This window comes from Shouchella miscanthi (assembly GCF_007725405.1).
GTDB classification, from domain to species: Bacteria; Bacillota; Bacilli; order Bacillales; family Bacillaceae_D; genus Shouchella; species Shouchella hunanensis.
Genome location: NZ_CP042163.1, coordinates 3438763 through 3465185, shown reverse-complemented (window position 1 = coordinate 3465185; position 26423 = coordinate 3438763). Strand labels below are relative to the sequence as shown.

General features: G+C 40.7%; 25 protein-coding genes. 19 read left to right on the top strand and 6 right to left on the bottom strand.

Going from position 1 to position 26423, the window contains the following annotated elements; translation table 11 throughout:
* Window positions 1-12: 12 nt before the first annotated feature.
* Both FPV17_RS17795 and FPV17_RS17790 read right to left on the bottom strand, forming a co-directional pair.
* Window positions 13-501 carry a M15 family metallopeptidase gene (locus FPV17_RS17795; RefSeq protein ID WP_144560527.1) on the bottom strand — a complete coding sequence of 163 codons (489 nt, stop codon included), beginning with the start codon at window positions 499-501 and terminating at the stop codon, window positions 13-15.
* 217 nt (window positions 502-718) lie between these two features.
* Window positions 719-2050 (bottom strand): APC family permease, encoded by a 1332-nt coding sequence (locus FPV17_RS17790; RefSeq protein ID WP_035394736.1) that lies wholly within the window; start codon window positions 2048-2050, stop codon window positions 719-721.
* A 167-nt stretch (window positions 2051-2217) separates the two neighbouring features.
* On the opposite strand from FPV17_RS17790, the gene FPV17_RS17785 reads away from it, so the two are divergent.
* The 5 genes from FPV17_RS17785 to ald all read left to right on the top strand — a co-directional run bounded on the left by FPV17_RS17785 (window position 2218) and on the right by ald (window position 8043).
* Window positions 2218-3162, top strand: a complete 945-nt coding sequence (locus FPV17_RS17785) for an ABC transporter substrate-binding protein (RefSeq protein ID WP_186370647.1) — start codon at window positions 2218-2220, stop codon at window positions 3160-3162.
* A 93-nt stretch (window positions 3163-3255) separates the two neighbouring features.
* Window positions 3256-4083, top strand: coding sequence for a sulfurtransferase (locus FPV17_RS17780; RefSeq protein ID WP_060704801.1), 828 nt, complete (start codon window positions 3256-3258; stop codon window positions 4081-4083).
* Window positions 4084-4145: 62 nt separating this feature from the next.
* Window positions 4146-5567 carry a cryptochrome/photolyase family protein gene (locus tag FPV17_RS17775; protein ID WP_144559725.1) on the top strand — a complete coding sequence of 474 codons (1422 nt, stop codon included), beginning with the start codon at window positions 4146-4148 and terminating at the stop codon, window positions 5565-5567.
* Window positions 5568-5635: 68 nt separating this feature from the next.
* The gene (locus FPV17_RS17770; protein ID WP_186370646.1) at window positions 5636-6787 is read left to right on the top strand and encodes a helix-turn-helix domain-containing protein; all 1152 of its coding nucleotides are present in this window, start codon (window positions 5636-5638) and stop codon (window positions 6785-6787) included.
* A gap of 131 nt (window positions 6788-6918) precedes the next feature.
* Window positions 6919-8043 carry an alanine dehydrogenase gene (gene ald / locus FPV17_RS17765; protein WP_035394734.1) on the top strand — a complete coding sequence of 375 codons (1125 nt, stop codon included), beginning with the start codon at window positions 6919-6921 and terminating at the stop codon, window positions 8041-8043.
* A 123-nt stretch (window positions 8044-8166) separates the two neighbouring features.
* On the opposite strand, the gene FPV17_RS17760 is transcribed toward ald, so the two are convergent.
* The gene (locus FPV17_RS17760; protein ID WP_144559721.1) at window positions 8167-9222 is read right to left on the bottom strand and encodes a lactonase family protein; all 1056 of its coding nucleotides are present in this window, start codon (window positions 9220-9222) and stop codon (window positions 8167-8169) included.
* Between the two features lie 54 nt (window positions 9223-9276).
* Entirely contained in the window at window positions 9277-10188 is a 912-nt protein-coding gene (gene rarD / locus FPV17_RS17755) for an EamA family transporter RarD (protein ID WP_144559719.1), read from the bottom strand.
* 292 nt (window positions 10189-10480) lie between these two features.
* Here rarD and dppA point away from each other — a divergent pair, with 292 nt between their 5' ends.
* From dppA to FPV17_RS17705, 10 genes are read left to right on the top strand one after another with little or no spacing between them, the layout of a single operon-like run.
* Window positions 10481-11299 (top strand): D-aminopeptidase DppA, encoded by an 819-nt coding sequence (gene dppA, locus FPV17_RS17750; protein ID WP_035394731.1) that lies wholly within the window; start codon window positions 10481-10483, stop codon window positions 11297-11299.
* Window positions 11300-11314: 15 nt separating this feature from the next.
* Window positions 11315-12238, top strand: a complete 924-nt coding sequence (locus FPV17_RS17745; protein WP_035394730.1) for an ABC transporter permease — start codon at window positions 11315-11317, stop codon at window positions 12236-12238.
* Window positions 12238-13179 carry an ABC transporter permease gene (locus FPV17_RS17740; protein WP_060704805.1) on the top strand — a complete coding sequence of 314 codons (942 nt, stop codon included), beginning with the start codon at window positions 12238-12240 and terminating at the stop codon, window positions 13177-13179. The genes FPV17_RS17745 and FPV17_RS17740 overlap by 1 nt, the downstream gene beginning before the upstream one ends.
* Before the next feature lies 1 nt (window position 13180).
* Window positions 13181-14176 carry an ABC transporter ATP-binding protein gene (locus FPV17_RS17735; RefSeq protein ID WP_035394726.1) on the top strand — a complete coding sequence of 332 codons (996 nt, stop codon included), beginning with the start codon at window positions 13181-13183 and terminating at the stop codon, window positions 14174-14176.
* 21 nt (window positions 14177-14197) lie between these two features.
* Window positions 14198-15832, top strand: a complete 1635-nt coding sequence (locus FPV17_RS17730) for a peptide ABC transporter substrate-binding protein (RefSeq protein WP_144559717.1) — start codon at window positions 14198-14200, stop codon at window positions 15830-15832.
* 55 nt (window positions 15833-15887) lie between these two features.
* Window positions 15888-16814, top strand: coding sequence for a S66 peptidase family protein (locus FPV17_RS17725; RefSeq protein WP_144559715.1), 927 nt, complete (start codon window positions 15888-15890; stop codon window positions 16812-16814).
* 6 nt (window positions 16815-16820) lie between these two features.
* Window positions 16821-17735, top strand: a complete 915-nt coding sequence (locus FPV17_RS17720) for a C40 family peptidase (RefSeq protein ID WP_144559713.1) — start codon at window positions 16821-16823, stop codon at window positions 17733-17735.
* Window positions 17735-18739 carry an ABC transporter ATP-binding protein gene (locus tag FPV17_RS17715; protein WP_144560526.1) on the top strand — a complete coding sequence of 335 codons (1005 nt, stop codon included), beginning with the start codon at window positions 17735-17737 and terminating at the stop codon, window positions 18737-18739. The genes FPV17_RS17720 and FPV17_RS17715 overlap by 1 nt, the downstream gene beginning before the upstream one ends.
* A gap of 17 nt (window positions 18740-18756) precedes the next feature.
* The gene (locus FPV17_RS17710) at window positions 18757-19908 is read left to right on the top strand and encodes a CapA family protein (RefSeq protein ID WP_144559711.1); all 1152 of its coding nucleotides are present in this window, start codon (window positions 18757-18759) and stop codon (window positions 19906-19908) included.
* Window positions 19909-19920: 12 nt separating this feature from the next.
* Window positions 19921-20277 (top strand): DoxX family protein, encoded by a 357-nt coding sequence (locus FPV17_RS17705; RefSeq protein WP_144559709.1) that lies wholly within the window; start codon window positions 19921-19923, stop codon window positions 20275-20277.
* A gap of 29 nt (window positions 20278-20306) precedes the next feature.
* On the opposite strand, the gene FPV17_RS17700 is transcribed toward FPV17_RS17705, so the two are convergent.
* Entirely contained in the window at window positions 20307-20648 is a 342-nt protein-coding gene (locus tag FPV17_RS17700; RefSeq protein ID WP_035394720.1) for a winged helix-turn-helix transcriptional regulator, read from the bottom strand.
* Between the two features lie 125 nt (window positions 20649-20773).
* Between FPV17_RS17700 and FPV17_RS17695 the strand changes: the two genes are divergently transcribed.
* On the top strand, window positions 20774-21604 hold the full coding sequence (locus tag FPV17_RS17695; protein ID WP_144559707.1) for a VOC family protein: 831 nt from the start codon (window positions 20774-20776) through the stop codon (window positions 21602-21604).
* Window positions 21605-21679: 75 nt separating this feature from the next.
* Window positions 21680-22267, top strand: coding sequence for a nitroreductase family protein (locus FPV17_RS17690; protein WP_035394716.1), 588 nt, complete (start codon window positions 21680-21682; stop codon window positions 22265-22267).
* A 24-nt stretch (window positions 22268-22291) separates the two neighbouring features.
* Here the strand turns inward: FPV17_RS17690 and FPV17_RS17685 are convergent, their stop codons facing one another.
* Entirely contained in the window at window positions 22292-22978 is a 687-nt protein-coding gene (locus FPV17_RS17685) for a universal stress protein (RefSeq protein ID WP_035394715.1), read from the bottom strand.
* Between the two features lie 610 nt (window positions 22979-23588).
* On the opposite strand from FPV17_RS17685, the gene FPV17_RS17680 reads away from it, so the two are divergent.
* The gene (locus FPV17_RS17680; RefSeq protein WP_432813886.1) at window positions 23589-26012 is read left to right on the top strand and encodes a Na+/H+ antiporter subunit A; all 2424 of its coding nucleotides are present in this window, start codon (window positions 23589-23591) and stop codon (window positions 26010-26012) included.
* On the top strand, window positions 25999-26421 hold the full coding sequence (locus FPV17_RS17675; RefSeq protein WP_035394713.1) for a Na(+)/H(+) antiporter subunit B: 423 nt from the start codon (window positions 25999-26001) through the stop codon (window positions 26419-26421). Before FPV17_RS17680 ends, FPV17_RS17675 begins: the two co-directional genes overlap by 14 nt.
* The last annotated feature ends 2 nt before the right edge of the window (window positions 26422-26423 follow it).

Sequence of the window (26423 nt, the reverse complement as noted above, 5' to 3'; positions counted from 1 at the left end):
GTCACTCCTTTATTAATCGGTAGGTGATAGAGAATCATTTAATGCTCGCTGAATATCACGCATAGAGTATCCGAATGTCATTTCTAGGTGAGGATAGTCAACAAAATGCTTCCAATCGCCACCCCAATTAAATCCTAGGTCTTTTGCAATGTCTGCAACTTCAATCCAGTCACTCTCACCGTTTTGATTTCCATCATACTCAAGATCCCAAATAGGCTGTCCACTTTCATTAAGTAATGCATAATCGACGGCTAAGCCGTAATTATGGAGGGATTCTCCACCGGCAACATTTGTAACAATGTTGCCGGTTGTTGAGCGTCCTTGCTCATAAAGGGCGTCCTGCTCTTCGACGGTTCGAAACCCATCAGTAATAATAATGGAAATGCCAATTCGAGAAGCTTGTTCTATTAACTGTTCCGTTTTGTCTGCTACAATCGGATGGAGCTCGTCAGCGTAAATAATTTCTTCTATAGGAACATCTGGATGGTCTCCTCGCATCATTGTACCAAGTGTCTCTTCCAGATGATCGATGGAAAAACGACTATTTTCTGATGTGTAAAGGTAAAACACAAGGAAAGAAATAGTGATAAGGCAAGTAAAAATGAATAAAAGTGATCGCTTAAACTGTCGCACATATACCCCCTAAGCAATTGGATCCATATACGCTCCTTTTGCATCAGTCTTAATCTTACTTGCTGCTAATCAATAAATCAAACCTTTATACGGATGCAAATTTTTTCCTGCGATAGATAAAATATAAGAGCCCTAAGAACATCCAGCTTAGACCGATTATTAATGCATTTGTTTCAATTGAATATAAGAGAGATAAACAGAAAATAGCTCCTAATGAAGGGATAATTAAATTGAGTATGGTCCCTTTTATAGAGCGTTGCTTTTGTCGTATAAAATAGTGCGCAATAACAGAAGCATTTACACTCGTAAACCCAATTAAGGCGCCAAAACTTATAAAGGAATAGATAATCTCAAGTTCCCCGAAGATAGCAGTCAGAGAGAGCACGCCAATTAAGACAATGTTAAAGACAGGCGTTTTGAATCGAGGGTGTAAATAACCAAAAAATCGTTTAGGCAACGTGCTATCTCTACCCATTGCAAATAAAAGACGTGACGCACTGGCATGAGAAGACATTGATGACGATACAACTGCGACCATTGTGCCTCCTAAGAATAGGGAGTAAAGAAAAGCACCACCGACATATTGAGCGATTTCCAATGAAGCTGCTTCAGCTGAAACGAACGATTCGTAATGTGGGTATACCAATTGTAGTAAATAGGATACTCCAACAAACAACGCACCACCGATAAGAACAACTAAAATAATGGCTAAAGGAACCGTTCTTTTTGGGTTTTTTGTTTCTTCTGAAAGGGTTGAAATAGCATCGAAGCCTAAAAAGGAAAAGCAGAGTATGGCTGCTCCGGTAAAAACAGTCGTCATTTCAAGTGACGTACTATAAAAAGGCATCATGGACAAAAGCTGACCAGTACCAAATCCATTCACTAACCCCTTGATAACAAAAAAGATAAAAATCGCTGCCACAAGAATTTGAAAAGAGACAAATAAGCCAGTTACATTTGCGGTAAGGCGAATGCCTAGAATATTAATTGTCGTTATGACGGTTGCTAATAGAACAACCCAAATAAAAGCAGGTATTTGCGGGAAAGCTGCTTGCAAATACACCATACCAATGGCGAAATTGACCATTGGAAGGAATAAATAGTCGAGTAGGAGCGTCCATCCAGCTGCAAATCCAACATTTGGATGAATGCTTTTTTGGGCATACGTATACGCTGAACCCGCTTTAGGGAAAGCTTGTACCATTCTTCCATAGCTATAGGCCGTTAAGAGAAGCGCTGCGATTGTAAACAAGTAAGCCGTTGCCACATGTCCTTCCGTAAGTTGAGCAACGATACCGTACGTATCAAAAACGACTAACGGATCCATGTAAGCTAAGCCAATAACAAGAAGCGGTACCAGCGTAAGCGTACGTTTCAATTTTGTTTCATGTTCTTTCTCCAAGTGAACCACCCCCATAAAATCTAACGTTTATTTTAATGTCTTCCGAAGACTGTCGCAATATGTACGTTAAAAAAGATGAAAAAAATATACGCGCTCAAGCTAAAATTTGCACGTTGTTCTGTTTCATATTATACTTTTATTGAAAATGAAAATCTTTATCAATAGAAGCGAGGTACATGCAAATGAAACAATTACATAAATGGTCTTTTGGGACCTTTGCCCTTAGTGCACTGATGTTAGCAGCTTGTGGAAATGGAGCCGATGAGCAAAACGATAGTAGCTCAACAACAGAGGGCACAGAGACGATTCCATACGAAGCGATGAATGGTGTGCAAGAGATACCTGCTAATCCAGAAAGAGTCGTGCTTTTAGCGGACGTCTATTTTGGCTATTTACAAGAACTAGGGATTGACGTTGCTGCGGCAACAGATTATGTGTTTGAAAGCCCGTTTTTAGAAGCGTATACAGAAGGTGTTGAGAATCTAGGTGATGCAAGCACTGTATCTGTCGAACAAGTACTTGAATTAGATCCAGACTTAATTATTGCCTATGGCTCATCTGAAATTTTAGATCAGCTTGAAAGCATTGCAACAACAGTTGCTGTTGATTACGCATCATTAGGGTATAAAGATCAACTTATAGAGTTTGGGGAAATGTTCGGTCGGGAAGAGGCCGCTCAAAGCTGGATTGACGAATGGGATGCACAAGTAGAGGATCTTAAACCTGATGTACAAGCTGCGGTAGGTGATAGCACGATTTCTATTTTACAGCCGACAGATAGCGATGTTTATTTGTACGGAAGCGGTTGGGGGCGCGGTGGTGAAATTATGTACAATGAATTTGACTTATCGATGCCAGAAGCTGCTGTTGAAGCTGTAGAGGGAGATGGCTATAATAACTTGTCTTTAGAGGCTGTTCCTGATTATGCAGGTGACTATATTTTAACAGCACCTTGGACCGTAAACATGGACGGAAATTTCCTTTATGAAAGCTCAATTTGGGAAGGGCTTGAAGCTGTAGAAAATGATCGCGTGTTTGAGATGGATCCAATTGGTTATTATTTTAATGATCCTATCTCTGTTGAACAACATCTGAATGAAATCTCCGAGTTTTTACTAAACCAGTAAACCATTAATGCTTGTCGGCTTTGTCGACAGGCTTTTTTTATTGATTTCCAATTGGTTGCTATGTAAAGTTGAAAAGAAATGGGAGGTATAGGAATGATTCTTTCAGTCGATACACTTCAGCAATGGATGAAACAAGACGAAACGTTTATGTTGTTAGATGCAAGACATGACTTAAAAGATGAAGAAAAAGGGAAGCGTCTTTACAATGAGGCACATATTCCCGGTGCGATTTTTATCGATATGGTAGAAGATATGGCAGATCGAGCTTTACAAGAAGGTGGTCGTTATCCATTGCCTTCTGACGGTGCTATAATTGAGATGGCAGAGCGTAAAGGAATTGATGAGGCTACTCCAGTCGTTATTTATGATGAAGGTAGTGGCGGAATGGCTGCCGGGAGAGCTTGGTGGATGCTGACCTATATTGGCCATTCGTCTGTGTACGTATTAGATGGTGGCTTTAAAGAATGGACGTCACGAGGATATCAGACAACGAATGAACGACACAAGCCTACACGTGCAACCTTCTCAGCAACCATTCGAGACGAAATGAAAGTGGCACATGATGATGTTGCCAAGCGGTCAAAAGCAACACATTTATTGGATGCACGTGCCTACGACCGATTTCTTGGAGAACAGGAAGAGCTCGATGCAAAGTCTGGTCATATCCCGGGGGCGGCGAGCCTATTTTGGAAACAGGTGTTAAATGAAGATGGTACGTGGAAGAATAAAGAACAGCTTGAGCAAGAATTTAAACCGCTAGGAGACAAAAACAAAGAAGTAATTGTTTACTGCGGATCAGGAATTTCTGCATGTCCACTTTATTTAGGATTGGAACAAGCTGGCTTTACAAACGTTAAACTGTATCCTGGCTCATGGAGTGACTGGATTACACATGATTATCCAATCGAAAAAGGGGAATAAAAGAAAGGCGTGTTGCATCGGCAACGCGTCTTTTTACTACATGAATGAAAGGAGCAAACGAAATGGCTGTCCACATTGTTTGGTTTCGAAGAGATTTGCGATTACAAGACCATCAAGCGCTTGCCTCGGCGGAAGCGGCTTGTTCACAAAACGATACACTAATGGGTGTCTTTCATATTCACCCAAAATTAACAGAGTCTTTTACCGTTCGACATGATTACTTCTATGAGACGTTAAAGGCCTTTATGGATCATGCAAATAAAGTGTCATTCCCTATTTTATGTTTGTATGGTGAACTAGAAGCGAGTTTTGACGAATTAAAGGCAAAAATGGATTCCATCCACACCATTTATTACAATCGGGATGAGGTGGGCTTTGGAAAGAAGCGAGATGAAGCGTTTGAAAAGTGGGCAAAGTCTGCGCAAATAAAAACAAAAGCCTTTATGGATCACCATTTACATGGCGCTCATGACGTTTTAAAAGAAGATGATACTCATTACAAAGTATTCTCGCCGTATTATAAAAAATGGCGACAGCTCCATAAACCAGAGCCAGTCTGTATAGACGAATCTTCCTTACGGCAAAAGAGTCTATCTAAAAAGCCAAAACATGAAGCCGGTGAGGATGCGTATAAACGAATCATGCAGCAAAAAACAGGCAAATGGAAACAAGAGGCTGGAGAGCAATGTGCGCGAGAATACCTGCAATCCTTTATTGACGATACCATTGAATCGTATAAGAAAGATCGTGACTATCCAGAAATCGAAGGGACAAGTCGATTATCAAAATTTTTAAGAACGGGTGCTTTATCCATTCGAACTGTCTATCAAATGGCTGAAGAAAAAAGAGAGCAACTAAAAGACGATTCAGGTGTTGAAACGTTTATACAGGAATTAGCATGGCGTGATTTCTATAATATGATTTATGTGCACTATCCAAAGAGTGATAACCTAGAAATTAAATCGACTTATCAAGGGCTTGATTGGCGATCAGATGAAGAGCAATTGCAGGCTTGGAAGGAAGGCAAAACCGGCTATCCTCTCGTTGATGCAGCAATGCGGCAGTTGAACGAAACTGGCTGGATGCACAACCGCTTACGAATGGTTGTGGCTTCTTTTCTTACGAAGCATTTATTGATTGACTGGCGTTTAGGAGAGCGCTATTTTGCTGAACGTCTTATCGACTATGATCCAGCTTCAAATATTGGCGGCTGGCAATGGGCGGCATCAACAGGTACCGATGCAGTTCCGTATTTTAGGATCTTTAATCCGTATCGTCAATCAGAACGGTTTGACCCGTATGGACGTTTTATTCGTTCGTATGTAAAAGAACTAAAAGATGTGCCGACAAAGGCGATTCATATGCCTCATGATTTAAGTGAAGAGGAACGAGAAGAGTATGGTTGTGCTGCGTATGTAAAGCCAATTATTGATCATCAGTCGGCGAGAAAACGAGCGCTTCAAGCCTTTGGCAACAACGATTAAATAGAGAAATGCAAGCAAGAATTTGCTATACTTAGATTGAATGAATGAAAGAGAAAGTAGGGTTTGTGATGACAGATGCATACAAACTATTTTTAACCAAAACCTATACACATTTAGATTCGTTCGTCGAAAGTTTAGGTAAATTGCTTGCTTGCCCCATTACGATTGAAAACAAGCATCATCACTTGCTCGCTTATTCTGAACATGGTGAAGGAACAGATTCGGCAAGAATTTCAACTATTATTGGTAGGAAAGTTCCTGATAAGCTCATTCATCGATTTTGGAAAGATGGTGTTATGACGGCACTAAACCAGTCAGCTGAGCCACTATTAATTGCTGGAATCGAAGAGTTTGGACTAGGAAAGCGCGTTGCTCTTTCAATTAGAGATGGTTCAAATATTGTGATTGGGTACATTTGGGTATCTGAAACAACTCGATCTCTAACTGTATTCGAGCAACAATGGCTAAAGAAAGTAGCGGTAAAAGCAAGTACTTATTTTTCTATGTATGATCGAGAGCAGCTCGCACCTACGAAAGAAGAGAAGCTTTGGAAAGTTATGACGAATACGTATATGCCTTTCGATTTACCTGTGTCTTGGGTGGACCAAACAAATGAAAAATGTATTTTAATGATTGATTTACATAGTAAGGCAGAGCATTTAATGAAAGTCGAGCAACTTGTGCAACCTCATGCTCCTCTCTATATGTTTGATGGACGATACTTTATTGCTATGGTGGTGCATGCTACTGTAACGCTTCCCGTTCATACTATTCAAACCGCGATGCCCTTAACCCTTTCACTAGCTTGCGGAAATCCTGATCGCTCTCTAGAAGGTATGGCAAAATCGTATGAGCAAGCCAAAGCAATGCTCGCGTTAAAAGATCGTTTTAAAGAAGAACTAAACAGTCAGCTGTTTTATTATCAGTCTGGGGCAATGCGCTACGTTGGACCGTACGAAGAAAAAGCTTATGTAAGTAGTAAGCATCCGGCTATTGAACAATTAAAACGATATGATCGGCAAAATCAAACGAATTTACTGAAGACCTTAGATGAGTATTTAAAAAATGATAATCATCTGGTCACAACAGCAAAAGCACTGCACATTCACACCAATTCTTTACAGTATCGCATAAAACGAATAACGGAAATTACAAACATTCGTTTAAAAGATCCGAATGAGCGGACTGGTCTATATTTAGATTTACGCGACGACTATTGACTGTTCAATAGTCTGATCATTTGTGTTTTTCACACAAATAGGAAGGGTGAATTTTAGCCCCATCCCATGAAGAGAAAAATAGCTGTCGTGGATATACTACCAATAAGAAGTGCCGAAGGAAGGTGATTGTTGTGATTATTGGAGTGCCTAAAGAAGTGAAAAGTTTTGAAAATCGTGTAGCAATGACCCCAGCCGGTGTAGTTACGCTGACGACAAGTGGTCATACAGTTATGATTGAATCAGGAGCAGGAGACGGAAGTGGCTTCACGAATGAGGAGTACAAGCAAGCTGGAGCAAAAATTGTGCCACAAGCAGCTGACGTTTGGGCTGAGGCAGATATGGTTGTTAAAGTAAAAGAACCACTTGAATCCGAATTTGGCTTCTTTCGAAAAGGATTAATTCTATTTACTTACCTACATTTAGCGGCAGAACCTGCGCTTACAAAAGCCCTTGTGAAGAGCGAAGTCATAGCAGTTGCGTATGAAACCGTTGAGCAAAATCGAACCTTGCCACTTCTAACTCCTATGAGTGAAGTAGCAGGCCGAATGGCGACTCAAATGGGAGCACGGTTTCTTGAGAAAACTAATGGTGGAAAAGGTATTTTGTTATCAGGTGTACCAGGTGTTAAGCGAGCTAAAGTAGCGATAGTTGGTGGTGGTGTAGTTGGAACAAATGCCGCAAAAATGGCCATTGGATTAGGTGCTCAGGTTACTTTACTTGACGTCAGCGCAGAGCGTCTACGCCAGCTCGATGATTTATTTGGGAATGACATTCAAACGATGATGTCCAATCCTCTTAACATTGCTGTAGCAGTAGAGGAGGCGGATTTGGTTATCGGTGCAGTGCTAATACCAGGAGCAAAAGCGCCAAAGCTTATTACAGAAGAGATGATTAAGGCGATGAAGGAAGGTAGTGTTGTAGTAGACGTAGCCGTGGACCAAGGTGGTATTATTGAAACAGCAAACAAAGTGACGACCCACGACCAGCCGACATATGTGAAACATGGCATTATTCACTATGCAGTTGCCAACATGCCAGGAGCGGTACCAAGAACGTCAACCATCGCTTTAACCAATGTGACGATCCCTTATGCAAAGCAGATTGCAGACCTTGGCATTGTCAAAGCATTGCGCTCAAACCTAGCACTAGCAAAAGGGTTAAATACGGCTGCCGGATATGTAACATATGAAGCAGTAGCAAGCGATTTAGGGTTTGAGCATAAGCAAGTGGATGAAGCCATTCCATTACTTTCATAAAATGCACAATGGAAGACGCGCTGGACCATGCATCATCTTCACAAAGGAAAGAGGCTGCTTCGTTAAGACATAGGTGCTAACGGAGCAGCCTCAATTTTTCGTATACAGATAAACAGGCTTCGTTTAATGAATTGGTTCTGAAACGAACACAACACAAACCGGATAAGGCATTGGGATCTCACTTTCAAGAAGCGATAGCTTGCCTGTATCCTTGCTACGACTATATAAAGTCAAGTTGCTAGATTCTTGATTGGATGCAAGTAGGTATTCACCTGACGGGTCAATGTGAAAATCTCTAGGCCAATTTCCTTCTGTTGAAACAATTTCTACAAGCGTCAGCTCTCCAGAGAGTTCATTTACTGCAAAGCTCGCAATCGAATTATGCCCACGATTCGCTGCGTATACAAATTTACCATCTTGAGAGACGTGAATGGCACTACCAAAGCTTTCTTCTACAAACCCTTCTGGTAACGTAGAAATTGTTTGTATTTCATGAAGCTCACCTACTGTTGCGTTGTACGCGCAAACAATAATTTCATTCGAGAGCTCGGTCATGATGTAGGCATAGGCTTCTTGCGGATGAAAGGCAATGTGCCGTGGTCCTGCTCCTGGTACCACATTCAGGGTGAAATGTCTATTTAACTCACCATTGTTATGTTTATAAAGAATAACTTCATCTGTCCCAAGGTCAACAGCTACTGCATAGTGCTCATCAGGTGTAAAGCCAGAGAAGTGAGCATGAGCTTTTTCTTGTCTGTCTTTATTAGGACCGCTGCCCTCATGCGTCACAGTTGATAGAATGTCGCCAACAGATCCATCTTCTTGAATGGCGTAGGAAAGGATTGTACCGCTATGATAATTAGCTGATAACGCCTTTCTTTGGTCTCTTGAGACGGTTACATGACAAGGTCCTCCGTCCGCAGTAATTTGCCGATTTAACGGTTCCAATGACCCGCTGTCAGGGTTTATTGTAAATGCGGCAATGCCACCTTTTGTATCTTCTTTCATAACAGCGTATAACTTGTTCTCGTTTGTTATCGCCACATAGGTAGGGTCTTTTAGTTCGGCGGCTAACTGCTGATTGCTGAGCTGCTTTGTTTCGGTGTCTAATGTAAATGTATATACACCTTTGCTATCTCCTTTTGAATAGGTACCAATATAGCCACGGTATTGTGCCATTGTATCCTTCCTTTCTTCATTCATTTCAATGCTAGTATACATGAACAACTTGAATCATTCATGTGTAAGGGGTTCTTTTCCTTTTCTTCGACTTAAAATTTTTGATGACGTGAACGTTAGTAAACCAATCCAAATAAATAAAAACGCAATGAATTGTACAAGAGAGAAAGGTTCTTTAAAAATAAAGATACCTAGAAAAAGCATTGTCGTCGGTGCAATATATTGAAAGAATCCGACTAGGGAAAACGGAATGTGCTTTGCCCCGAAAGAGAACAATATGAGAGGCACTGCGGTGAAAATACCTGCACCTGAAAGTAGTAAGATCGTCGAGCTATCCATGGTAAAGATTGAATACGTTGTGAAAAAGAGTAAGTACAGTAACGCTATGGGTGTAACTAATGCGGTTTCAATAAACAGTCCAGCTGTAGCAGATATAGAAACGGAACGTTTAATAAATCCATAGAAGCAGAAGCTTAACGCCATTCCAAATGCAGCCCAAGGAATCGTACCGTTAAAAACAATCAGAATGAGTACGCCAACTCCTGCTGCACTAACAGCAAAAACTTCTGCACGACTTAACGTTTCTTTAATGATGACAGTCGCAAGTACAACGTTAAGTAACGGATTAATGTAGTAAGCTAAACTCGCTTCTAATACCATATTGCTACTAACAGCAAAAATAAATAAAAACCAGTTTAAGCTAATAAAGATGGCTGCAAAAATCATTTGCATAAGTAGCTTGGACTGGGTAAAGACGTTTTTTATTTCATTTATGTATTGAGCTTTTCTCCTCGCAAAAATGAGCAAAATAACCATGAATAAAAACGCAAATGAAATACGATACATTAACACATCTAAAGCAGGTATAAAAGAAAGTAATGCCCAGTAAAGCGGTAAAAACCCCCAGATTAAATAGGAGGATAGGGTCGTGGTTACCCCCATTCGAAAATTTTGTTCTTGCTGCATACATCATTCTCCAATTCTTAATAGTACTTTTATTTTAGATGATTTCTTAAAAAAATAACATGATTTTGACTTTTAGAGAAAGAAGTGTTGACCTTCAAGCATAAGCTGAATAGAAAGCCGTCTAGTAGAGTGTAGTTTTCTAGTCGTAGAAAGGGACGTTTATCTTTGAACAAATGACAGAATGTAAGGAAAGTTTACAATTTTTTCGGTTTAAATCGCAAATTCAGCAGGAAAATAGCTTTTTACTACGAATAGAGTAAAGATACATCAAGAATTGAGAGGGGATGAGTAGATGAACGTGTTTGCTTCAGTAGACATGGAAGGGATAACGGGTTTAGTGGATCGACAATTTGTCACTCCTGGCGAACGATTTTATCATCGCGGCCAAGAGCTGATGACGAGTGAAGTCAATCATGTTGCAGAAGCCGCTTTTGCACATGGCTGCAAAAATTTTATAGCGAATGATTCACATGGGAAAATGAATAATATTCTAATAGAAAGGCTTCATCATCGTGTGCAATTAATCTCTGGTGAAGTGAAGCCCTTTTCGATGATGCAAGGTTTAGATGAATCCTTTGAACACGTATTCTTTATTGGGTACCATGCAAGAGCTTCAATGCCAGGTGTGATGAGTCATACGATGATTTTTGGTGTTCGAAACATGTGGTTAAATAACGAACTGATCGGTGAGTTAGGACTTAATGCGTTTCTTGCTGGTTATTACGATGTTCCGGTTACACTTGTAGCTGGTGATGAAGGCGCTTGCAAAGAAGCGGAAGCCCTTCTTCCAAATGTGGTAACCGCTCCTGTGAAAAGGGCACAGTCCCGATCATCGGCTTTGTGTTTATCGCCAGAAGAAAGCAAACAATTACTCCAACTAAAAACCGAAGAAGCTCTTTTGCAGAAAAACCACTCTCCTTTAAAGCTTAAAGGTGCGCCTTTACTACATATTGAATTTGCGAATTATGGTCAAGCGGAATGGGCGGCATTGATGCCAGGTGCTTCAATAGAATCAGGAACGACTGTGGCATTTCAGGCAAAAGATATCAAGGAAGCTTACCAAGCAATGCTTGTGATGACTGAGCTTGCGATGCAAACAACGTTTTGTTAAAGAGAGGCGATCGCGATGCTTAAATACGTTAGTCGTCGTTTTTTAGCGATGATTGTTACGCTGTGGATCATTGTTACAGCGACTTTTTTTCTTATGCATAGTGTACCAGGCTCACCTTTAAATGGTGAACATAATACAAGTGAAGCGGTTCAAGCCAATTTAGAAGCATTCTATGGACTCGATCGGCCAGTTGTTATTCAATATGTCGATTATTTAGGATCTATTTTACAGTTTGATTTTGGACCTTCTATTTCTCAGCCGGCTGTATCGGTGAACGATTTGATTGCTCGTGGGTTTCCAGTATCCCTTGAGTTAGGACTGTTTGCCTTAGCATTTGCGCTTTTATCAGGTGTGACGTTAGGTGTATTAGCAGCGTTGAGAAGAAATGGAATGATTGACTACCTTTTAATGACGTTAGCTGTGCTCGGATTGTCTGTACCGAACTTTATATTAGCGGCTTTGCTTATTCAATCGTTTAAAGGTTATTTACCCGTTGCCTTGTGGCATGACTGGACACATATGATTTTGCCTGTCTTTGCACTAGCAACGTCACCGATGGCTATTATCGCTCGTTTAACTCGTTCAACGATGGTTGACGTTTTAACACAAGACTACATAAGAACAGCACAAGCAAAAGGACTATCACCATTTGTCATTGTCACTAAGCATGCATTACGAAACGGGCTTATGCCTGTAGTCACTATTCTAGGAACCCTTGTAGCAGGTGTGTTGACAGGGAGTTTTGTCATTGAAAAAATCTTCGCTATTCCTGGAATTGGTCGCTATTTTGTGGAGGGTATAAACAATCGTGATTATGCGGTCATAATGGGAACAACGATTTTTTATAGCGCTATCTTACTCGTCATGCTTTTAATTGTCGATATTGTCTATGGCTTCCTTGATCCGCGGATACGGCTTGATAAAAAGGAGGCGAGCTAATGGCCTTACTTAATTCAAATGGAAAACCTGTAGAGGATCATCTATTCACACCTAGTAGTGAAAGGCTTAATGCAGAACTTGTTTCGCGACCGTCCCTATCCTATTGGCAGTCGGTTTGGATTCGCTTAAGACAAAATAAGCTCGCTATGTTTGGTCTATTCACGATGATTGGTTTAACAGTTATGGCGATCATTGGTCCATGGATTTCACCTCATTCTATCGCAACGCCAAATTATAGTATGGTCAATCAACCTCCTTCCCTTGAATATTGGTTTGGTACAGATGCCCTTGGCCGAGATATGTTTGCTCGTACTTGGTATGGAGCAAGAATTTCCTTATTTGTTGGGTTAGTCGCTGCTCTTATTGATTGCATTGTTGGGATTATTTACGGTGGTGTCTCTGGTTATAAAGGGGGGCGCACAGACTCTGTAATGATGCGTATCGTTGAAATCCTTTACGGGCTTCCCTATTTACTCGTCGTCATTTTACTAATGGTCATCATGGGTCCTGGTCTATTAACCATTATTATTGCATTAACGATAACTGGCTGGGTTGGCATGGCTCGTATTGTTCGTGGTCAAGTCCTCTCTCTTAAGCAAAATGAATACGTGCTAGCTTCAAAAGTATTCGGTGCTAGTACGAATCATATTATTCGTAGAAGCTTATTACCGAATACGATGGGACCCATTATTATTCAAATGACGCTAACGGTTCCAACTGCCATCTTTGCAGAAGCGTTTTTAAGCTTTCTTGGATTAGGAATTTCTGCTCCTTATGCATCGTGGGGCTCTCTTGCAGAAGACGGACTTTCGTCCATTTTAACTGGAAACTGGTGGCGATTGTTTTTCCCTGCTTTCTTTATTTCACTAACGATGTATGCCTTTAACGTATTTGGTGATGGCTTGCAAGATGCCATTGATCCGAAAACAAGGGGGAAATAGCATGCCTTTATTGGAAGTAAAAGATTTACATATTCATTTTAAAACATATGGTGGCGAAGTTCAGGCTGTTAGAGGTGTGGATCTAACTTTAGAAAAAGGGGAAACCCTTGCCATTGTTGGAGAGAGTGGTTGTGGAAAAAGCGTCACTGCACAAAGTATGATGCGTTTATTGCCAAAAGGAATTGCGAAAGTGAAAAGTGGTGAAATTTGGTTTAAAGGTCAGAACTTGTTGAAGTTGTCTGATAAGAAAATGAGACGTATTCAAGGGTTTGATCTATCGATGATCTTTCAAGATCCTATGACATCACTAAATCCCACGCTGACAATTGGTACACAATTAACAGAAGGCATTCGGAAACATACGTCCATTTCTCTTGCTAAAGCAAATGAAAAAGCACTTGAGATGCTAACCATTGTCGGTATATCAAATGGGGAGGAGCGTTTAAAGCAATATCCACATGAGTTTAGCGGTGGGATGCGACAACGGCTCATGATTGCGATGGCCCTTATTTGCGAACCAGATATTTTAATTGCTGACGAGCCAACAACGGCACTAGATGTCACCATTCAAGCACAGATTTTAGCGCTTTTTAAAGAAGTGCAACGTAAAACAGGTGTAGCGATCATTTTAATCACGCATGACCTTGGGGTGGTTGCTCAGCTAGCAGATCGTGTACACGTTATGTATGCAGGAAAAGTGATTGAACGAAGCAACCGTCGAGAGTTGTTTTATCAAGCAGCTCATCCTTATACAAAAGGGTTATTACAATCCATTCCACGGTTAGATGATGCAAAAGAAGAGCTCATTCCAATCGCTGGTACACCACCTGATTTATTTGCACCACCTTCAGGGTGTCCATTTGCTGCACGTTGTCGTTTTGCAATGGATGTTTGTCGTTACCACATGCCAGAAACCACAGCGATTACGTCAACTCATAAAGCCGCATGTTGGTTACTTGATCCAAGATCAAAGGGTGTTTTTGAAGAACTTGCATAACAAAAAAAAGGGGGAATTTTCATGCAAAAGAAATGGCTAGTAGGAACAATGGCAGCAACAATGATGTTAGCGGCATGTACAACGGGTACGTCAAATGATGCAGATCCAGGTGGTAATGATGATACGAATGATTCGGACGGGGGAGACAAGATCTTAATTGTGAATAATGGTGCGGAGCCAGTAAGTCTTGACCCGCAAATTGCGTTCGAATCGGTGTCTAGTGCGCCTCTTAACAATATTATGGAAGGTTTGATGAGATTAAATGCCGATCACGTACCTGAAGAAGCGACTGCCGAACGCTATGAGGTTTCGGAAGATGGATTAACCTACACCTTTTATCTACGTGAGAATGCAAACTGGTCTAACGGTGATCCGGTTACTGCAGAAGACTTTGAGTATGCGTGGAAGCGACTCGTTCATCCAGATACAGGGTCGCCAGCGGCATTTCTAGCAAATTTAATTGAAGGCGCAACTGAATTTTATGAAGGTGACGGCACTGAAGAAGATGTCATGGTTACGGCGCTAGATGAAAAGACGCTAGAGGTTGTATTGAATAGTCCGCAACAATATTTCTTAAACCTTATTACGAATCCATCCTTCTTCCCTGTACATAAAGACACAGTTGAAGAAAATGGGTCATGGCATCAAGAAGCGAGCACGTATGTTGGGAACGGACCGTTTACCTTAACAGGCTGGGATCATAATACAGAGCTACGAATGACGCGAAATAATCACTATTGGGATGCAGAAAGTGTTGCGCTGGATGGTGCCACATGGTTAATGTTAGAAGATCAAAATACAGCATACAGCTTATATGAGCAAGGTGGTTTGCATACGACAACACCTCCGGCCGATTTAGCTGAAGAGTTAATTGCCAGTGGGGAAGTGGATTTATATGATCAGGCAGGAACATACTTCTACCGTTTCTTAACGACAGAAGAGCCGTTTCAAAATAAAAAGATCCGTCAAGCGTTTGCAAAAGCGGTTGATCGTGAAACAATTGTGGAAAGCGTCATTCGTCAAAATCAACGACCAGCTGGAGGATTTGTTGCCTACGGTTTTCCAGAGCCGTCCGGGGAGGATTTTAGAGAAGTCGGCGGAGACTTATTTACATATGATGTGGAAGAAGCCCAACAACTTTTAAAAGAAGGAATGGAAGAAGAAGGGTACGAAACCTTGCCGAATGTAACCATATCATATAGTTCAGGGCCAGCAGAACATGAGCGTATTGCGGAAAGTCTGCAGCAAATGTACGCGGAAAACCTAGAGGTAGATGTGAATCTTGAAGTGGTCGAGTCAAGTGTCTTTTTAGATCGTCAACGTGGGTTAGAAATGCAAATGTCCCGTTCGTCCTTCATAGCTGATTATGCTGATCCTATTAATTTCTTGGAGAGTTTTATTACTGATAGTTCAATGAACAGAACAGCATGGTCGAATGAAACGTATGACCAGTTAATTGCTGACTCAAAAGCCGAGGCTGATGAAGAGCGTCGATTCGAGCTTTTACATGAAGCAGAAGCATTAGTGTTAGAAGAAATGCCGTTCTTCCCGTTGTATTTCTATAATCAACCGGTTCTAGAAAATGATGCCGTGTCTGGCATTGTTCGTCATCCAGTTGGGTATACAGAATTAAAATGGGCAGATTTAAACGAATAAGCTAGGGGAGGGAGCTTTTGTCTCTCTCCTTCTTTCTATTTGGAGGTTCAAATCAATGAAAACAATCTACCCGAAACCGATTAAGGCGGGAGATACGATTGGCGTTATCGCGCCAGCTAGTACACCGTTAATGAAGAATATTGAAAAGAGCAAACACCTGTATGAAAAAATGGGGATCACAATTGTGACCTCCCCTCACTTAACGGATGGGTACGGCTATTTAAGTGCTGTTGATTCCCACAGAATAAAAGCTTTAGAGGATATGTTTGCAAATCAAGATATTGCGGGTGTTTTCTGTGCCTGTGGTGGCTACGGCACACCGCGTATTGTCGATCAGATTGATTATCAACTAATTGCAAAACATCCAAAAGTTTTTTGGGGCTATAGTGATATTACGTGCTTGCATACAGCCATTCATCAAGAAACAGGGCTTGTAACCTTTCATGGCCCGATGATGAGCTCAGACTTAACAGGTGAGATTGACTCGGTAACCGAACAAGGGTTGAGTCAAATTGTTAAGCCAACCCCTCTTATGTTGACGGAGCAGACAGAGCCCATTTCGATTCTGCAAAGTGGACGTGTGAGCGGCCCATTTGTCGGGGGAAATTTAACTCTGCTATCAAGCTTAGTGGGTAGTCAGTACCAGCTCAATGCAAAAGGGGCTATTCTTTTTATTGAAGAAATTGAAGAAGAGCCGTATCGTATTGATCGCATGCTGAATCAACTCAAGCTCGCAGGTATTCTTGACGATGCAAGTGGTTTTGTTATCGGCAATTTTAATAACTGTTCACCGAAAAAACGCCATCGTTCTTTAACGTTAGATGAGGTGTTGGATCATTATTTAAATCAAGATGGAAAGCCTTGTATGAAAGGATTTTCGATCGGCCATTGTATGCCCGTTTATTCGGTACCTTATGGTGCTCAAGCTACGTTAGACACCGATAAGAAAATGGTATCCATTGAACCAGGTGTGAAGGAGTGAATAAGGATGAGTATAGAATGTGTAAGTGTACCAGTCTCAACTGTGTGGACGACAAAAGCGTCACCTCGCTCCATTGATTACCTTATTACACGAGAGCCATATCAACTAAAAAGCTATTTAGAAAAAATGACTTATGATGATCGTCTTCAGCTTTGTACGAACGACCTGGCGCAAACGCAGCTTCTATTTAATGAACCTGTCTATGTGGTTCAAGAAGTAAATGGGTGGAAAGAGGTCATAATACCGGATCAGCCAACAATTAAAAATGAAAACGGATATCCAGGCTGGGTACCAAGTCAACATCTTGTAGCAGGCATTCCGAATGAACAAACGAAAGATCGAGTGATCATCGTTCAACAAAAAGCGTGGCTCTTTACAAAAAAAAAGAAAGCATGGCTTCAAGTCAGCTATGGAACAGAACTAACGGTTTTAGATGAATCAATCGACTGGATTAAAGTGGAAACACCGCTGGGCAATGCCTTAATAAAACGAGAGGATGTCCGCTTATCATTCAACAAAAAAGACGGGCACTCTTTGTTAACAGAAGCACGTCGCTTTTTAGGATTACCATACTTATGGGCAGGAATGAGTGGGTTTGGTTTTGACTGCTCTGGCTTTGTTTATCGACTTCACAAAGTAAGTGGAATAACGATTCCTCGGGATGCCTCCAATCAATATCGTTCAGGGGATACCATAGTTGAACAGGATATGAAAGAAGGAGATCTTCTCTACTTTGCCTATGAAGAAGGGAAAGGCAGGGTCCATCATGTTGCCATGTATGCAGGAGATGGCAACATCATTCATGCACCAAAAACCGGTAAAGTAGTGGAAGAAGTGCCGCTAAATTCTGTTTATGAGAAGGAATTGTGCGGTGTGAGGCGTTTTTTAAGTTCTTCGTTATGGGAGATGAAGTCAACATGATGAAAGAAGACGTTATGGTAGAAGTAAAGGATTTAAAGAAACATTTTCAATTAAAAAAGAACAAAACGCTTAAAGCGGTAGATGGTGTATCTTTTGCAATAAAAAAAGGAGAAATGTTTGGATTAGTAGGAGAATCGGGATGTGGGAAATCGACTCTTGGGCGAACAATAGTACGTCTCTATCAACCTAGCTCAGGGAGCGTTCTCTTTAAAAATCAAGATATTCATCAAGCCTCTGCCATGCAAAAGAAAGTGCTGGATCAAAGTATGCAGATGATTTTTCAAGATCCATATGCATCATTAAATCCCCGTTCAATGGTAATGGATATCATTGCCGAAGGGCTAGATGTACATGGTCGCTTAAAGGGGAAACAAAGAAAGGAAAGAGTTTTTGAACTACTGGAAACGGTTGGCTTGAGCAAAGAGCATGCAAATCGATATCCCCATGAATTTAGTGGAGGGCAGCGGCAACGTATCGGCATCGCTAGAGCGCTAGCGTTAAACCCCGAATTTATTGTTGCGGATGAACCGATCTCCGCTTTAGATGTCTCAATTCAAGCGCAAGTCGTAAATCTATTGCAAAAGCTTCAACGGGAACAAGGGTTAACGTTTTTGTTCATCGCCCACGATTTATCAATGGTGAGGCATATTAGTAATCGTATAGGAGTGATGTATTTAGGTAAGCTCGTTGAATTAACCACCAGTGAGCAACTATATAAAACACCCTTACACCCTTATACAGAGGCATTGTTATCGGCAATCCCCATTCCCGACCCTGATTTGGAAGACAAGCGTGAAACCATTTTATTAAAAGGAGAGATTCCTAGTCCTATTTCTCCACCAAGTGGTTGTGTATTCCGGACGAGATGTCCCAAAGTAATGGAAAAATGTGCTATTATGGAACCAGAAATGAAGGAATATAAGCCTGGTCATTATGCTGCTTGTCACTTACATGATGAAGTAAACAGTAGGGGAAAAGAAGAAGTAGCTGTGACAGGAGATTAGTCTGGGGGAGACGTTAGATGAAGCGAGCCACTGCTACTTTTGGTTTGCTGATGCTACTAGCGAGTGGTTGTCAGTCAGAAGTAGAAGCGACTGCAAAAGACGTATTGTTCTTAGAGGGAATGAAGCAGCAAGAGAGAATGGAGCGTTCTGTTGATTCAAACCGCTTTCAATTGACTGCGACGATATGTGCAGTGGGGGATATTTTGATCCACGATCGTGTGTATGATGATGCAAGGGTTGAAGGGGGATTTGATTTCTCACCAATGTTTGACAATGTCGCTCCATACTTACAAGCGGCAGATGTAACCATTGCGAATCAAGAGACAATGATTGGTGGGGAAGCACTTGGATTGTCAGGGTATCCAGCTTTCAATTCACCGTTTGAAGTGGGTGATGCGTTGAAAGAAGCTGGTGTAAACGTTGTAACGTTAGCGAATAATCATACCCTCGATCGCGGGCCTCAATCAATTCTGAACGCCTTAGATTATTGGGACGAACTAAATATGACGTATACAGGAGCCTTCCGAAATAAAGAAGACGCAAAGGATTTACGTATTATTGAGAGTCAAGGCATCTCCATTGCTATACTAAGCTATACATATGGAACAAACGGGATCCCTGTACCAAATGGAAGGGATTATTTAGTGAATTTTGCTGAGGCGTCGTTTATGGCAGAGCAAATTAGGGAAGCAGATAAAGAGGCCGATGCGGTTCTTGTTGCCCTACATGCTGGCGAAGAATACGTTGATTTTCCGAATCAACAACAACGTGACTTGGTTCAAGTAGCTGCCGATAGTGGTGCTACTGCTGTCATTGGTCATCATCCTCATGTACTTCAACCAATTGAATGGGTAGAAGGCAAGCACGACCATGATATGCTAGTGGTTTATTCACTCGGTAATTTTCTATCAGGTCAATATGATCATCCGAGGCGAGTAGGGGGCATTTTCACTTTTGATTTGCAGAAATTAACAGGGAAAAAGGCGCAAGCTATTAATCCTTCTCTTATGCCAACCTATGTTCAATTCGATGAAGGTGACCACAATTATCAAGTGACACCGATGAAAGATTTAACGGATTATGATTTGCCAGATGTGGAAAAGCACCTTGATGACGTTGAAGCACATATGAGTCAGTGGTTACCAGAATTAACTGTTACTAGAGAATAGGAGTACGTAGTCATGTTCCGAGTCATTGGACTTTATCTGTTTTCATTATTGTTCTTTTTAGCTGGGGTCGGGCATTTTATTATGGATGGTTTTTTTGTAGAGGCGATGCCAGAATGGGTACCATTTCGACTATTTATTGTTTATGCATCAGGGATTGTTGAAATAGCATTAGCTATTTTACTTATCTACAAACCAACACGTTCTAGAGCGGGCATTTGGACAACCCTCTTTTTGTTGCTTATTTTTCCTGTGAATGTGTATATGGCGTTTTTTCCGGCACAATATGATATCCCAGTGTATGCACTGTGGCTTCGATTGCCATTACAATTCGTTCTTATTTGGTGGGTTCTTAAAGTGACAAAGCCATAAAAAATTCAAGCGATACACGCTTGAATTTTTTATTGTTCATTTGTCTGTGGAAATAGTTGATCTAAATGTTTAATATGATTAGAGCCCCAGCTGTGCATGGCATCAAGGAGAGGTTTTAAACTTTCTCCATAAGGTGTCATGGAATACTCAACTTTTGGTGGGATTTGAGGATAAACTTGTCGTTGGATAATATCGTTCTGTTCTAGCTCACGTAATTGAGAAGTAAGCATTTTTTGTGTAATGCCAGGGATAGCCCGCTTTAATTCGTTAAAGCGCATCACATCGTGGTTAATTAACTGAAATAAAATTTTGTGCTTCCATTTTCCGACTAAAATTTCGAGTGCTGTATCGACTTGACAGGATGATTCCATTAATTCCACCTCGCGATTAAGTATCTTTTTATATACTATAGTACAAATTAGTGCGTACTTCCAATTATTGAATCGTCATTATACAATTTCTTTATAGAATTAGTATATGAAGGAGGCGTTTTTACATGTATGAACACCTAACATTAGGAGAAGTGATCTTAACCGTAACGAACGTGCATGAATCAGTTTCCTTTTATAAGGAAATCATTGGGTTTACACATATTGAATTAAACGATAAAGAAGCAAAGTTGTTTTCAAACGAAGGGAAGCTCCTCATCACATTAAGAGAGAATAAAGAAGCGAAGAAGAACCCAGGTCAGTTATATGTAGGACTTTATCATATTGCATTATTATACCCGGATCGTGAATCCCTTGGCACACAGATAAAACACTTACTTGCTCATAACATTGAAATGGGTGGAGCCGATCATCTTGTCAGTGAAGCAGTCTATATTCAAGATCCGGATGGAAATGGAATTGAGCTTTATCGTGATCGTCCACGAACGACTTGGTCATATGAAGAGAATGGTATGATTGTCATGGACACAAAACCTTTAGACGTAACGGGTCTGCATGCATTAGCTGAAGAATGGGACGGCATTCCGGATGGTTTGACGATGGGACATATTCATACCCATGTGAAGAACCTTGCGGATATAGAGACTTTCTATAAAGACATTCTTCAATTCGATGTGATGACGTACTTCGGACAGCAAGCGTTGTTTATGTCAGGGGCAGGCTACCACCATCATTTTGGTTTTAATATATGGGTAAGAAACAAGGAAAAACCAAAAGAAGCGTTCGTAGGTATGGAACAGTACACCATACATGTTAAAGACGAAGAGACATTTAATCAGGTGCGGGACCGTGCTAATAAAGAGATTGTCGATCATGGAGAAGCATGGTTTATCGTTCAAGATCCATCAGAAATGCACATTAAGTTTAGTCAAACATAACAGGCAGTTTTCTTGAGGAAAACCTCGCTACTCTGTAAACTAAAGAGTAACCAATTTGTTGAAAGGGGAAGTGATATGACTACTTTCTTTGAGGCTATTCAAAATAGACGACCGTACGAAAGTGTGACGGCAGAAGCAGTCGTCTCAAAAGAGCGTCTTCTTGATGTTCTTGAGCATGTAGTGACATATGTCCCAACGCCCTTTAATGTTCAATCGAGTAAATTGCTGGTTCTTTTAGGTGAGCAGCATCGCCAATTTTGGAGTGATGCTTCAAAGAATAAAGAGATGTCTAAAAATGACATACTTGAACAAGTAGCGCACCATAAAGCTGGTTTTGGAACGGTTCTTTTCTTTGAAGATCAACAGGCCATAGCCGACGCAAAAAAACAACATCCAAAAAAACTCGATTACTTCTCATCATGGTCAGATCATTCATCTGGCATGCTCCAACTAACTGCTTGGAATGCTTTACAAGTAGAAGGATTTGGTGCCAACTTATATCATTATCCTTTGCTAACACGTTTGGAAGATAAAGAAAAGTGGGAAGTACCAGAATGGTGGGAGTTAAAAGCACAACTGCCGTTTGGGAAGCCAAGTGGCTCTCCAATAGAAATAAATGAAGTTGAATCCGAGAAAATTCTTCGTATATATGGAAAAAAATAAAACCGGAACAGCATTGTTCCGGTTTTATTTCTGGAGTTTTTCTTCTTTTAAAGTAGGATAGATTTTCGTTGGTTCGGTGACACGATCATCGGTAACGTGTACTTGAATCATCCGATTATGCTTCATGAATTTGAAGATACCGTTGTTAAAATCCGTACCAGTTTCTTTAAAGAAAATACCCTCGTATTTCGCTTTGTTTGTATGAGAGAACATGATGGCGTAACCTTCCTCATCTTCAACAAGATAAGCACGACAGCCTTTCTCAAAATGACCTTCCAGTCCTTTAATGGCACGATCACAAGAAACGACGTGAAAGTCAACAAATGGAATTTCTCTTAAAAGTACATTCATAAAAGATCCTTTTGTGATTTCTTCCCATCTGCTTTTTGCCGTTTGCCCAATAATAATTTGCGTAATGTGATGCTCTCTGGCAACCTCTGCGATTACTTTAACAGCTGGTTTCTTTTCATTGTCTCGAACAATAAATTCTTCCGCATCGTATTCCTCAGAAAGTTCTTTCCAGCGATCAACATATGCTGACTTCTCAGCATCTAATTCATCATACGGAAGTGCATCAACGGTTAAAACATAAAGTGGACAATCAAGCATAGTAGCAATTTTTGCACCACGTTTTATTAGACGCTCTCCGTTTGGACCATAATAGACGCAAACTAAAATGCTCTCATCCATACGTCCTTTTGCTTTTTTCATGAAAGAGTTCACCTCAGCTTAATAGTATAAATCTAAGAACAAAGAAATTGTGTATGTGACGTATATCAACACTCCCCCAGTTGCCCTTAGCGACTGAGGCTTTGAAACCAAATAATTGTATAACACCATACAGAAAAATTCAATCCATATCTTTAAATAAGTGAAAGTTTTTTTCCTTTATAGTAAATGCACAAAAAACCAATTTGACTGGACGCTTGAAAATGTGACGATTTGGACACAACTAGTGAAAGCGAAGGCATATTCGGTGCATGTTAACTAAAAATAGTATATACTTTTCTTTAGAAAGTAATCATTTAGTTAGGCATGTAATCGATTCCCTTCAATAAAAACCTTCCAATTAACCATGATAGATGTGCAAGAATCTAGGCTATATCCATTATAGTTAGGCGCGCAGTGAGGTTCGTGATGCTGCGCGATTTTGGCTTGTCGTACCATTTCGACCTGCCATTGACCCCATCATACACCCATAATATAAGTAGCACAAGTTTTGGTTAGCTTCGTTTTCTAAGGGTAAACTTGTAAGGAATTTATAGCGATATGTATGTTCCATAGATGATTCAAAGTTCGTGCAGAGGAGGTTTTTTTGTACATGTTAAATCTTGCAATTGTTTCGCCTTTCATCATAGCGCTTATTGTGCCGTTATTGTATAAATCACTAAAGCGTGTACATACAGGCTGGTTTGTTTTAATTGTACCAATTGTACTCTTTCTTTATCTTGTACAGTTTATTCCAAGTGTTGCTAGTGGAGAGGTATATATTTATGAAGTTCCTTGGATTCCATCACTTGGCATAAATTTTACTGCTTATCTAGATGGGTTAAGCTTAATATTAGCCTTACTCATTACAGGAGTAGGAAGCCTTGTTATTCTTTATTCCATTTATTATTTGTCAAAGGAACGAGAATCTTTAGGCCATTTTTACGTTTACCTTCTCATGTTCATGGGTGCGATGTTAGGTGTTGTCTTTTCAGATAACTTAATGGTTCTTTATTTATTCTGGGAATTGACGAGTATTTCATCTTTTCTATTGATTGCTTATTGGTACCATAGACGTCAATCTCGCTATGGGGCACAAAAATCCATGTTAATCACGGTTACTGGCGGGATCGGAATGTTAGCTGGTTTCATCATGCTGTCAACGATGATGGACACGTTCAGTATTCGTGAAATCATCGCAAATGTAGCAGCATATACAGATCACACGCTCTTTATACCTGCGATGCTGCTAGTGCTATTAGGAGCATTTACGAAGTCGGCACAGTTTCCGTTTCACATTTGGTTACCGGATGCAATGGAAGCACCGACACCTGTTAGTGCGTACTTGCATTCAGCAACGATGGTAAAGGCTGGTATTTATTTAGTCGCTCGTTTTACACCTGTATTTGGCGGGGACGCTGTATGGTTTTGGGTCGTCAGCCTCGTCGGAATGATTACGTTGTTCTGGGGTTCCTTTAATGCTGTTAGACAGACAGATCTTAAAGCCCTTCTTGCTTATTCGACGATTAGCCAACTTGGTTTAATTATGAGTTTACTAGGCATTGGTTCAGCGGCGCTTTACTTTGATGCGGCAGATACCGCATCGGCGATGTACTCTATAGCTATTTTTACAGCGCTGTTTCATTTAGTAAATCACTCAACGTTTAAAGGTGCGCTCTTTATGGTTGTGGGGATTGTCGACCACGAAACAGGGACACGTGATATTCGTAAGTTGGGTGGACTTATGGCTATTATGCCAGTTACGTTTACGTTAGCAGTTGTTGGGAGTTTTGCAATGGCAGGCTTGCCGCCATTTAATGGGTTCTTAAGTAAAGAAATGTTTTTCACTGCTGTTCTTGATGTAACGCAGCTCTCGTTTTTCTCCATTGATACATGGGGGATGCTGTTTCCAATCGTAGCTTGGGTTGCAAGTGTGTTCACCTTTGTCTACAGCATGATTCTTGTATTCAAAACCTTTTTTGGAAAGCATCAACCAGAAAAACTTGAAAAAACAGCGCATGAAGCGCCAATTGGCATGCTTATTTCACCAGTTATTTTAGCAAGCTTAGTCATTGTGTTTTTCTTCTTTCCGAATCTTTTAGGAGAATACCTTATTAAACCGGGTTATGCAGCGGTCATGCCAACATTTGTTGGTGTGGAGGGATACGATACACAATTTAATATATCTGCATGGCACGGCTTTAATACTGAATTGTTAATGACGTTAGGTGTCGTTGGTTTTGGTGTTGTGCTGTATCAATTATGGCCGAAATGGGAAGGAGTCTATGCTCTTTTTCCTAGAAAATGGACCCTCGATAATTTATACAACCGTTCGTTACTGACACTTGAAAATCAGTCCACTAACTTTACAAACCGATACATGACTGGAAATATGTATCACTATATGGTGTATATCTTTATTGCCATTCTCGTAATTGTTACAGGCGTTGTCGCTTACACAGGCGCCATTTCCATTGATTCGTCTAACGATGCACCAATCAGTATTTACGAAGGATTTATTGCAGCGGTTATGGCTGTTACGGCTCTTTCTATCCCATTTGCAAAATCAAGATTAACAGCGATTTTGTTAAATGGCGTATTAGGATACTTGCTTGCACTATTCTTTGTCTTTTTCCGGGCACCAGATTTAGCACTAACACAGCTCGTTGTTGAGACTGTCTCAGCAGCATTGTTCCTGCTATGTTTTTATTTCTTACCGGAATGGGAAAAAGAAGCGCGCAAACCACGAATTAAAGTAATGAATGCAGTCATTGCCGTTTCAGTTGGAACGCTCGTGACATTACTAGCTTTATCGGTTCAAAACAATCGGTTCTTCGATTCGATTTCATCGTTTTATGAGAATGCGTATGAGCTTGCTGGTGCTCAAAACATTGTGAACGCGATTTTAGGTGACTTTAGAGCCTTTGATACGATGTTAGAGGTTGTGGTACTCCTTATTGCTGGTCTTGGTGTGTACGTGTTAATTAAATTGAAACCGAAAAAAGAGGAGAGGGGGCAGGACGTTGAAGGCGAATGATGTCATCCTTCAAACCGTTTCTAAAATAGCGGTGTTTATCATTTTGACGTACGGTGTGCACTTGTTTCTTGCAGGTCACTATGAACCAGGTGGCGGCTTTGTTGGCGGATTAGTTCTTGCCTCAGCGTTTGTCTTACTGCTGCTCTCGTTCGATATTGATACGGTTCGAAAAGGAATGCCAATTGATTTTAAATTATTAGCAGCAGTAGGGGCATTTTTGTCCGTTGGAACAGGCTTAGCTGCACTTGCATTCGGTGTTCCGTTCTTAAGTCAAACCGAAGTATCTGCTACTTTACCTATTTTAGGAGAAATTCCGCTTGCTTCAGTCGTATTGTTTGAAGCAGGGGTAGCATTCGCTGTTATTGGGACCGTAGTCACTATCATTATTAGTATAAGTGAGGATGTATAACT

Bases quoted from the DNA above. Each gene is read 5' to 3' on its own strand.
- dppA (WP_035394731.1), top strand. From the start codon at position 10,481: ATGAACGTGTTTGCTTCAGTAGACATGGAAGGGATAACGGGTTTAGTG.
- FPV17_RS17710 (WP_144559711.1), top strand. From the start codon at position 18,757: ATGAAGCGAGCCACTGCTACTTTTGGTTTGCTGATGCTACTAGCGAGT.
- FPV17_RS17685 (WP_035394715.1), bottom strand. From the start codon at position 22,978: ATGAAAAAAGCAAAAGGACGTATGGATGAGAGCATTTTAGTTTGCGTC.
- FPV17_RS17770 (WP_186370646.1), top strand. From the start codon at position 5,636: ATGACAGATGCATACAAACTATTTTTAACCAAAACCTATACACATTTA.
- FPV17_RS17730 (WP_144559717.1), top strand. From the start codon at position 14,198: ATGCAAAAGAAATGGCTAGTAGGAACAATGGCAGCAACAATGATGTTA.
- FPV17_RS17715 (WP_144560526.1), top strand. From the start codon at position 17,735: ATGAAAGAAGACGTTATGGTAGAAGTAAAGGATTTAAAGAAACATTTT.
- FPV17_RS17745 (WP_035394730.1), top strand. From the start codon at position 11,315: ATGCTTAAATACGTTAGTCGTCGTTTTTTAGCGATGATTGTTACGCTG.
- FPV17_RS17775 (WP_144559725.1), top strand. From the start codon at position 4,146: ATGGCTGTCCACATTGTTTGGTTTCGAAGAGATTTGCGATTACAAGAC.
- FPV17_RS17795 (WP_144560527.1), bottom strand. From the start codon at position 501: ATGATGCGAGGAGACCATCCAGATGTTCCTATAGAAGAAATTATTTAC.
- FPV17_RS17740 (WP_060704805.1), top strand. From the start codon at position 12,238: ATGGCCTTACTTAATTCAAATGGAAAACCTGTAGAGGATCATCTATTC.
- FPV17_RS17725 (WP_144559715.1), top strand. From the start codon at position 15,888: ATGAAAACAATCTACCCGAAACCGATTAAGGCGGGAGATACGATTGGC.
- FPV17_RS17735 (WP_035394726.1), top strand. From the start codon at position 13,181: ATGCCTTTATTGGAAGTAAAAGATTTACATATTCATTTTAAAACATAT.
- FPV17_RS17790 (WP_035394736.1), bottom strand. From the start codon at position 2,050: ATGGGGGTGGTTCACTTGGAGAAAGAACATGAAACAAAATTGAAACGT.
- FPV17_RS17785 (WP_186370647.1), top strand. From the start codon at position 2,218: ATGAAACAATTACATAAATGGTCTTTTGGGACCTTTGCCCTTAGTGCA.
- FPV17_RS17760 (WP_144559721.1), bottom strand. From the start codon at position 9,222: ATGGCACAATACCGTGGCTATATTGGTACCTATTCAAAAGGAGATAGC.
- FPV17_RS17690 (WP_035394716.1), top strand. From the start codon at position 21,680: ATGACTACTTTCTTTGAGGCTATTCAAAATAGACGACCGTACGAAAGT.
- FPV17_RS17680 (WP_432813886.1), top strand. From the start codon at position 23,589: ATGTTAAATCTTGCAATTGTTTCGCCTTTCATCATAGCGCTTATTGTG.
- FPV17_RS17720 (WP_144559713.1), top strand. From the start codon at position 16,821: ATGAGTATAGAATGTGTAAGTGTACCAGTCTCAACTGTGTGGACGACA.
- FPV17_RS17705 (WP_144559709.1), top strand. From the start codon at position 19,921: ATGTTCCGAGTCATTGGACTTTATCTGTTTTCATTATTGTTCTTTTTA.
- FPV17_RS17700 (WP_035394720.1), bottom strand. From the start codon at position 20,648: ATGGAATCATCCTGTCAAGTCGATACAGCACTCGAAATTTTAGTCGGA.
- FPV17_RS17780 (WP_060704801.1), top strand. From the start codon at position 3,256: ATGATTCTTTCAGTCGATACACTTCAGCAATGGATGAAACAAGACGAA.
- FPV17_RS17695 (WP_144559707.1), top strand. From the start codon at position 20,774: ATGTATGAACACCTAACATTAGGAGAAGTGATCTTAACCGTAACGAAC.
- rarD (WP_144559719.1), bottom strand. From the start codon at position 10,188: ATGCAGCAAGAACAAAATTTTCGAATGGGGGTAACCACGACCCTATCC.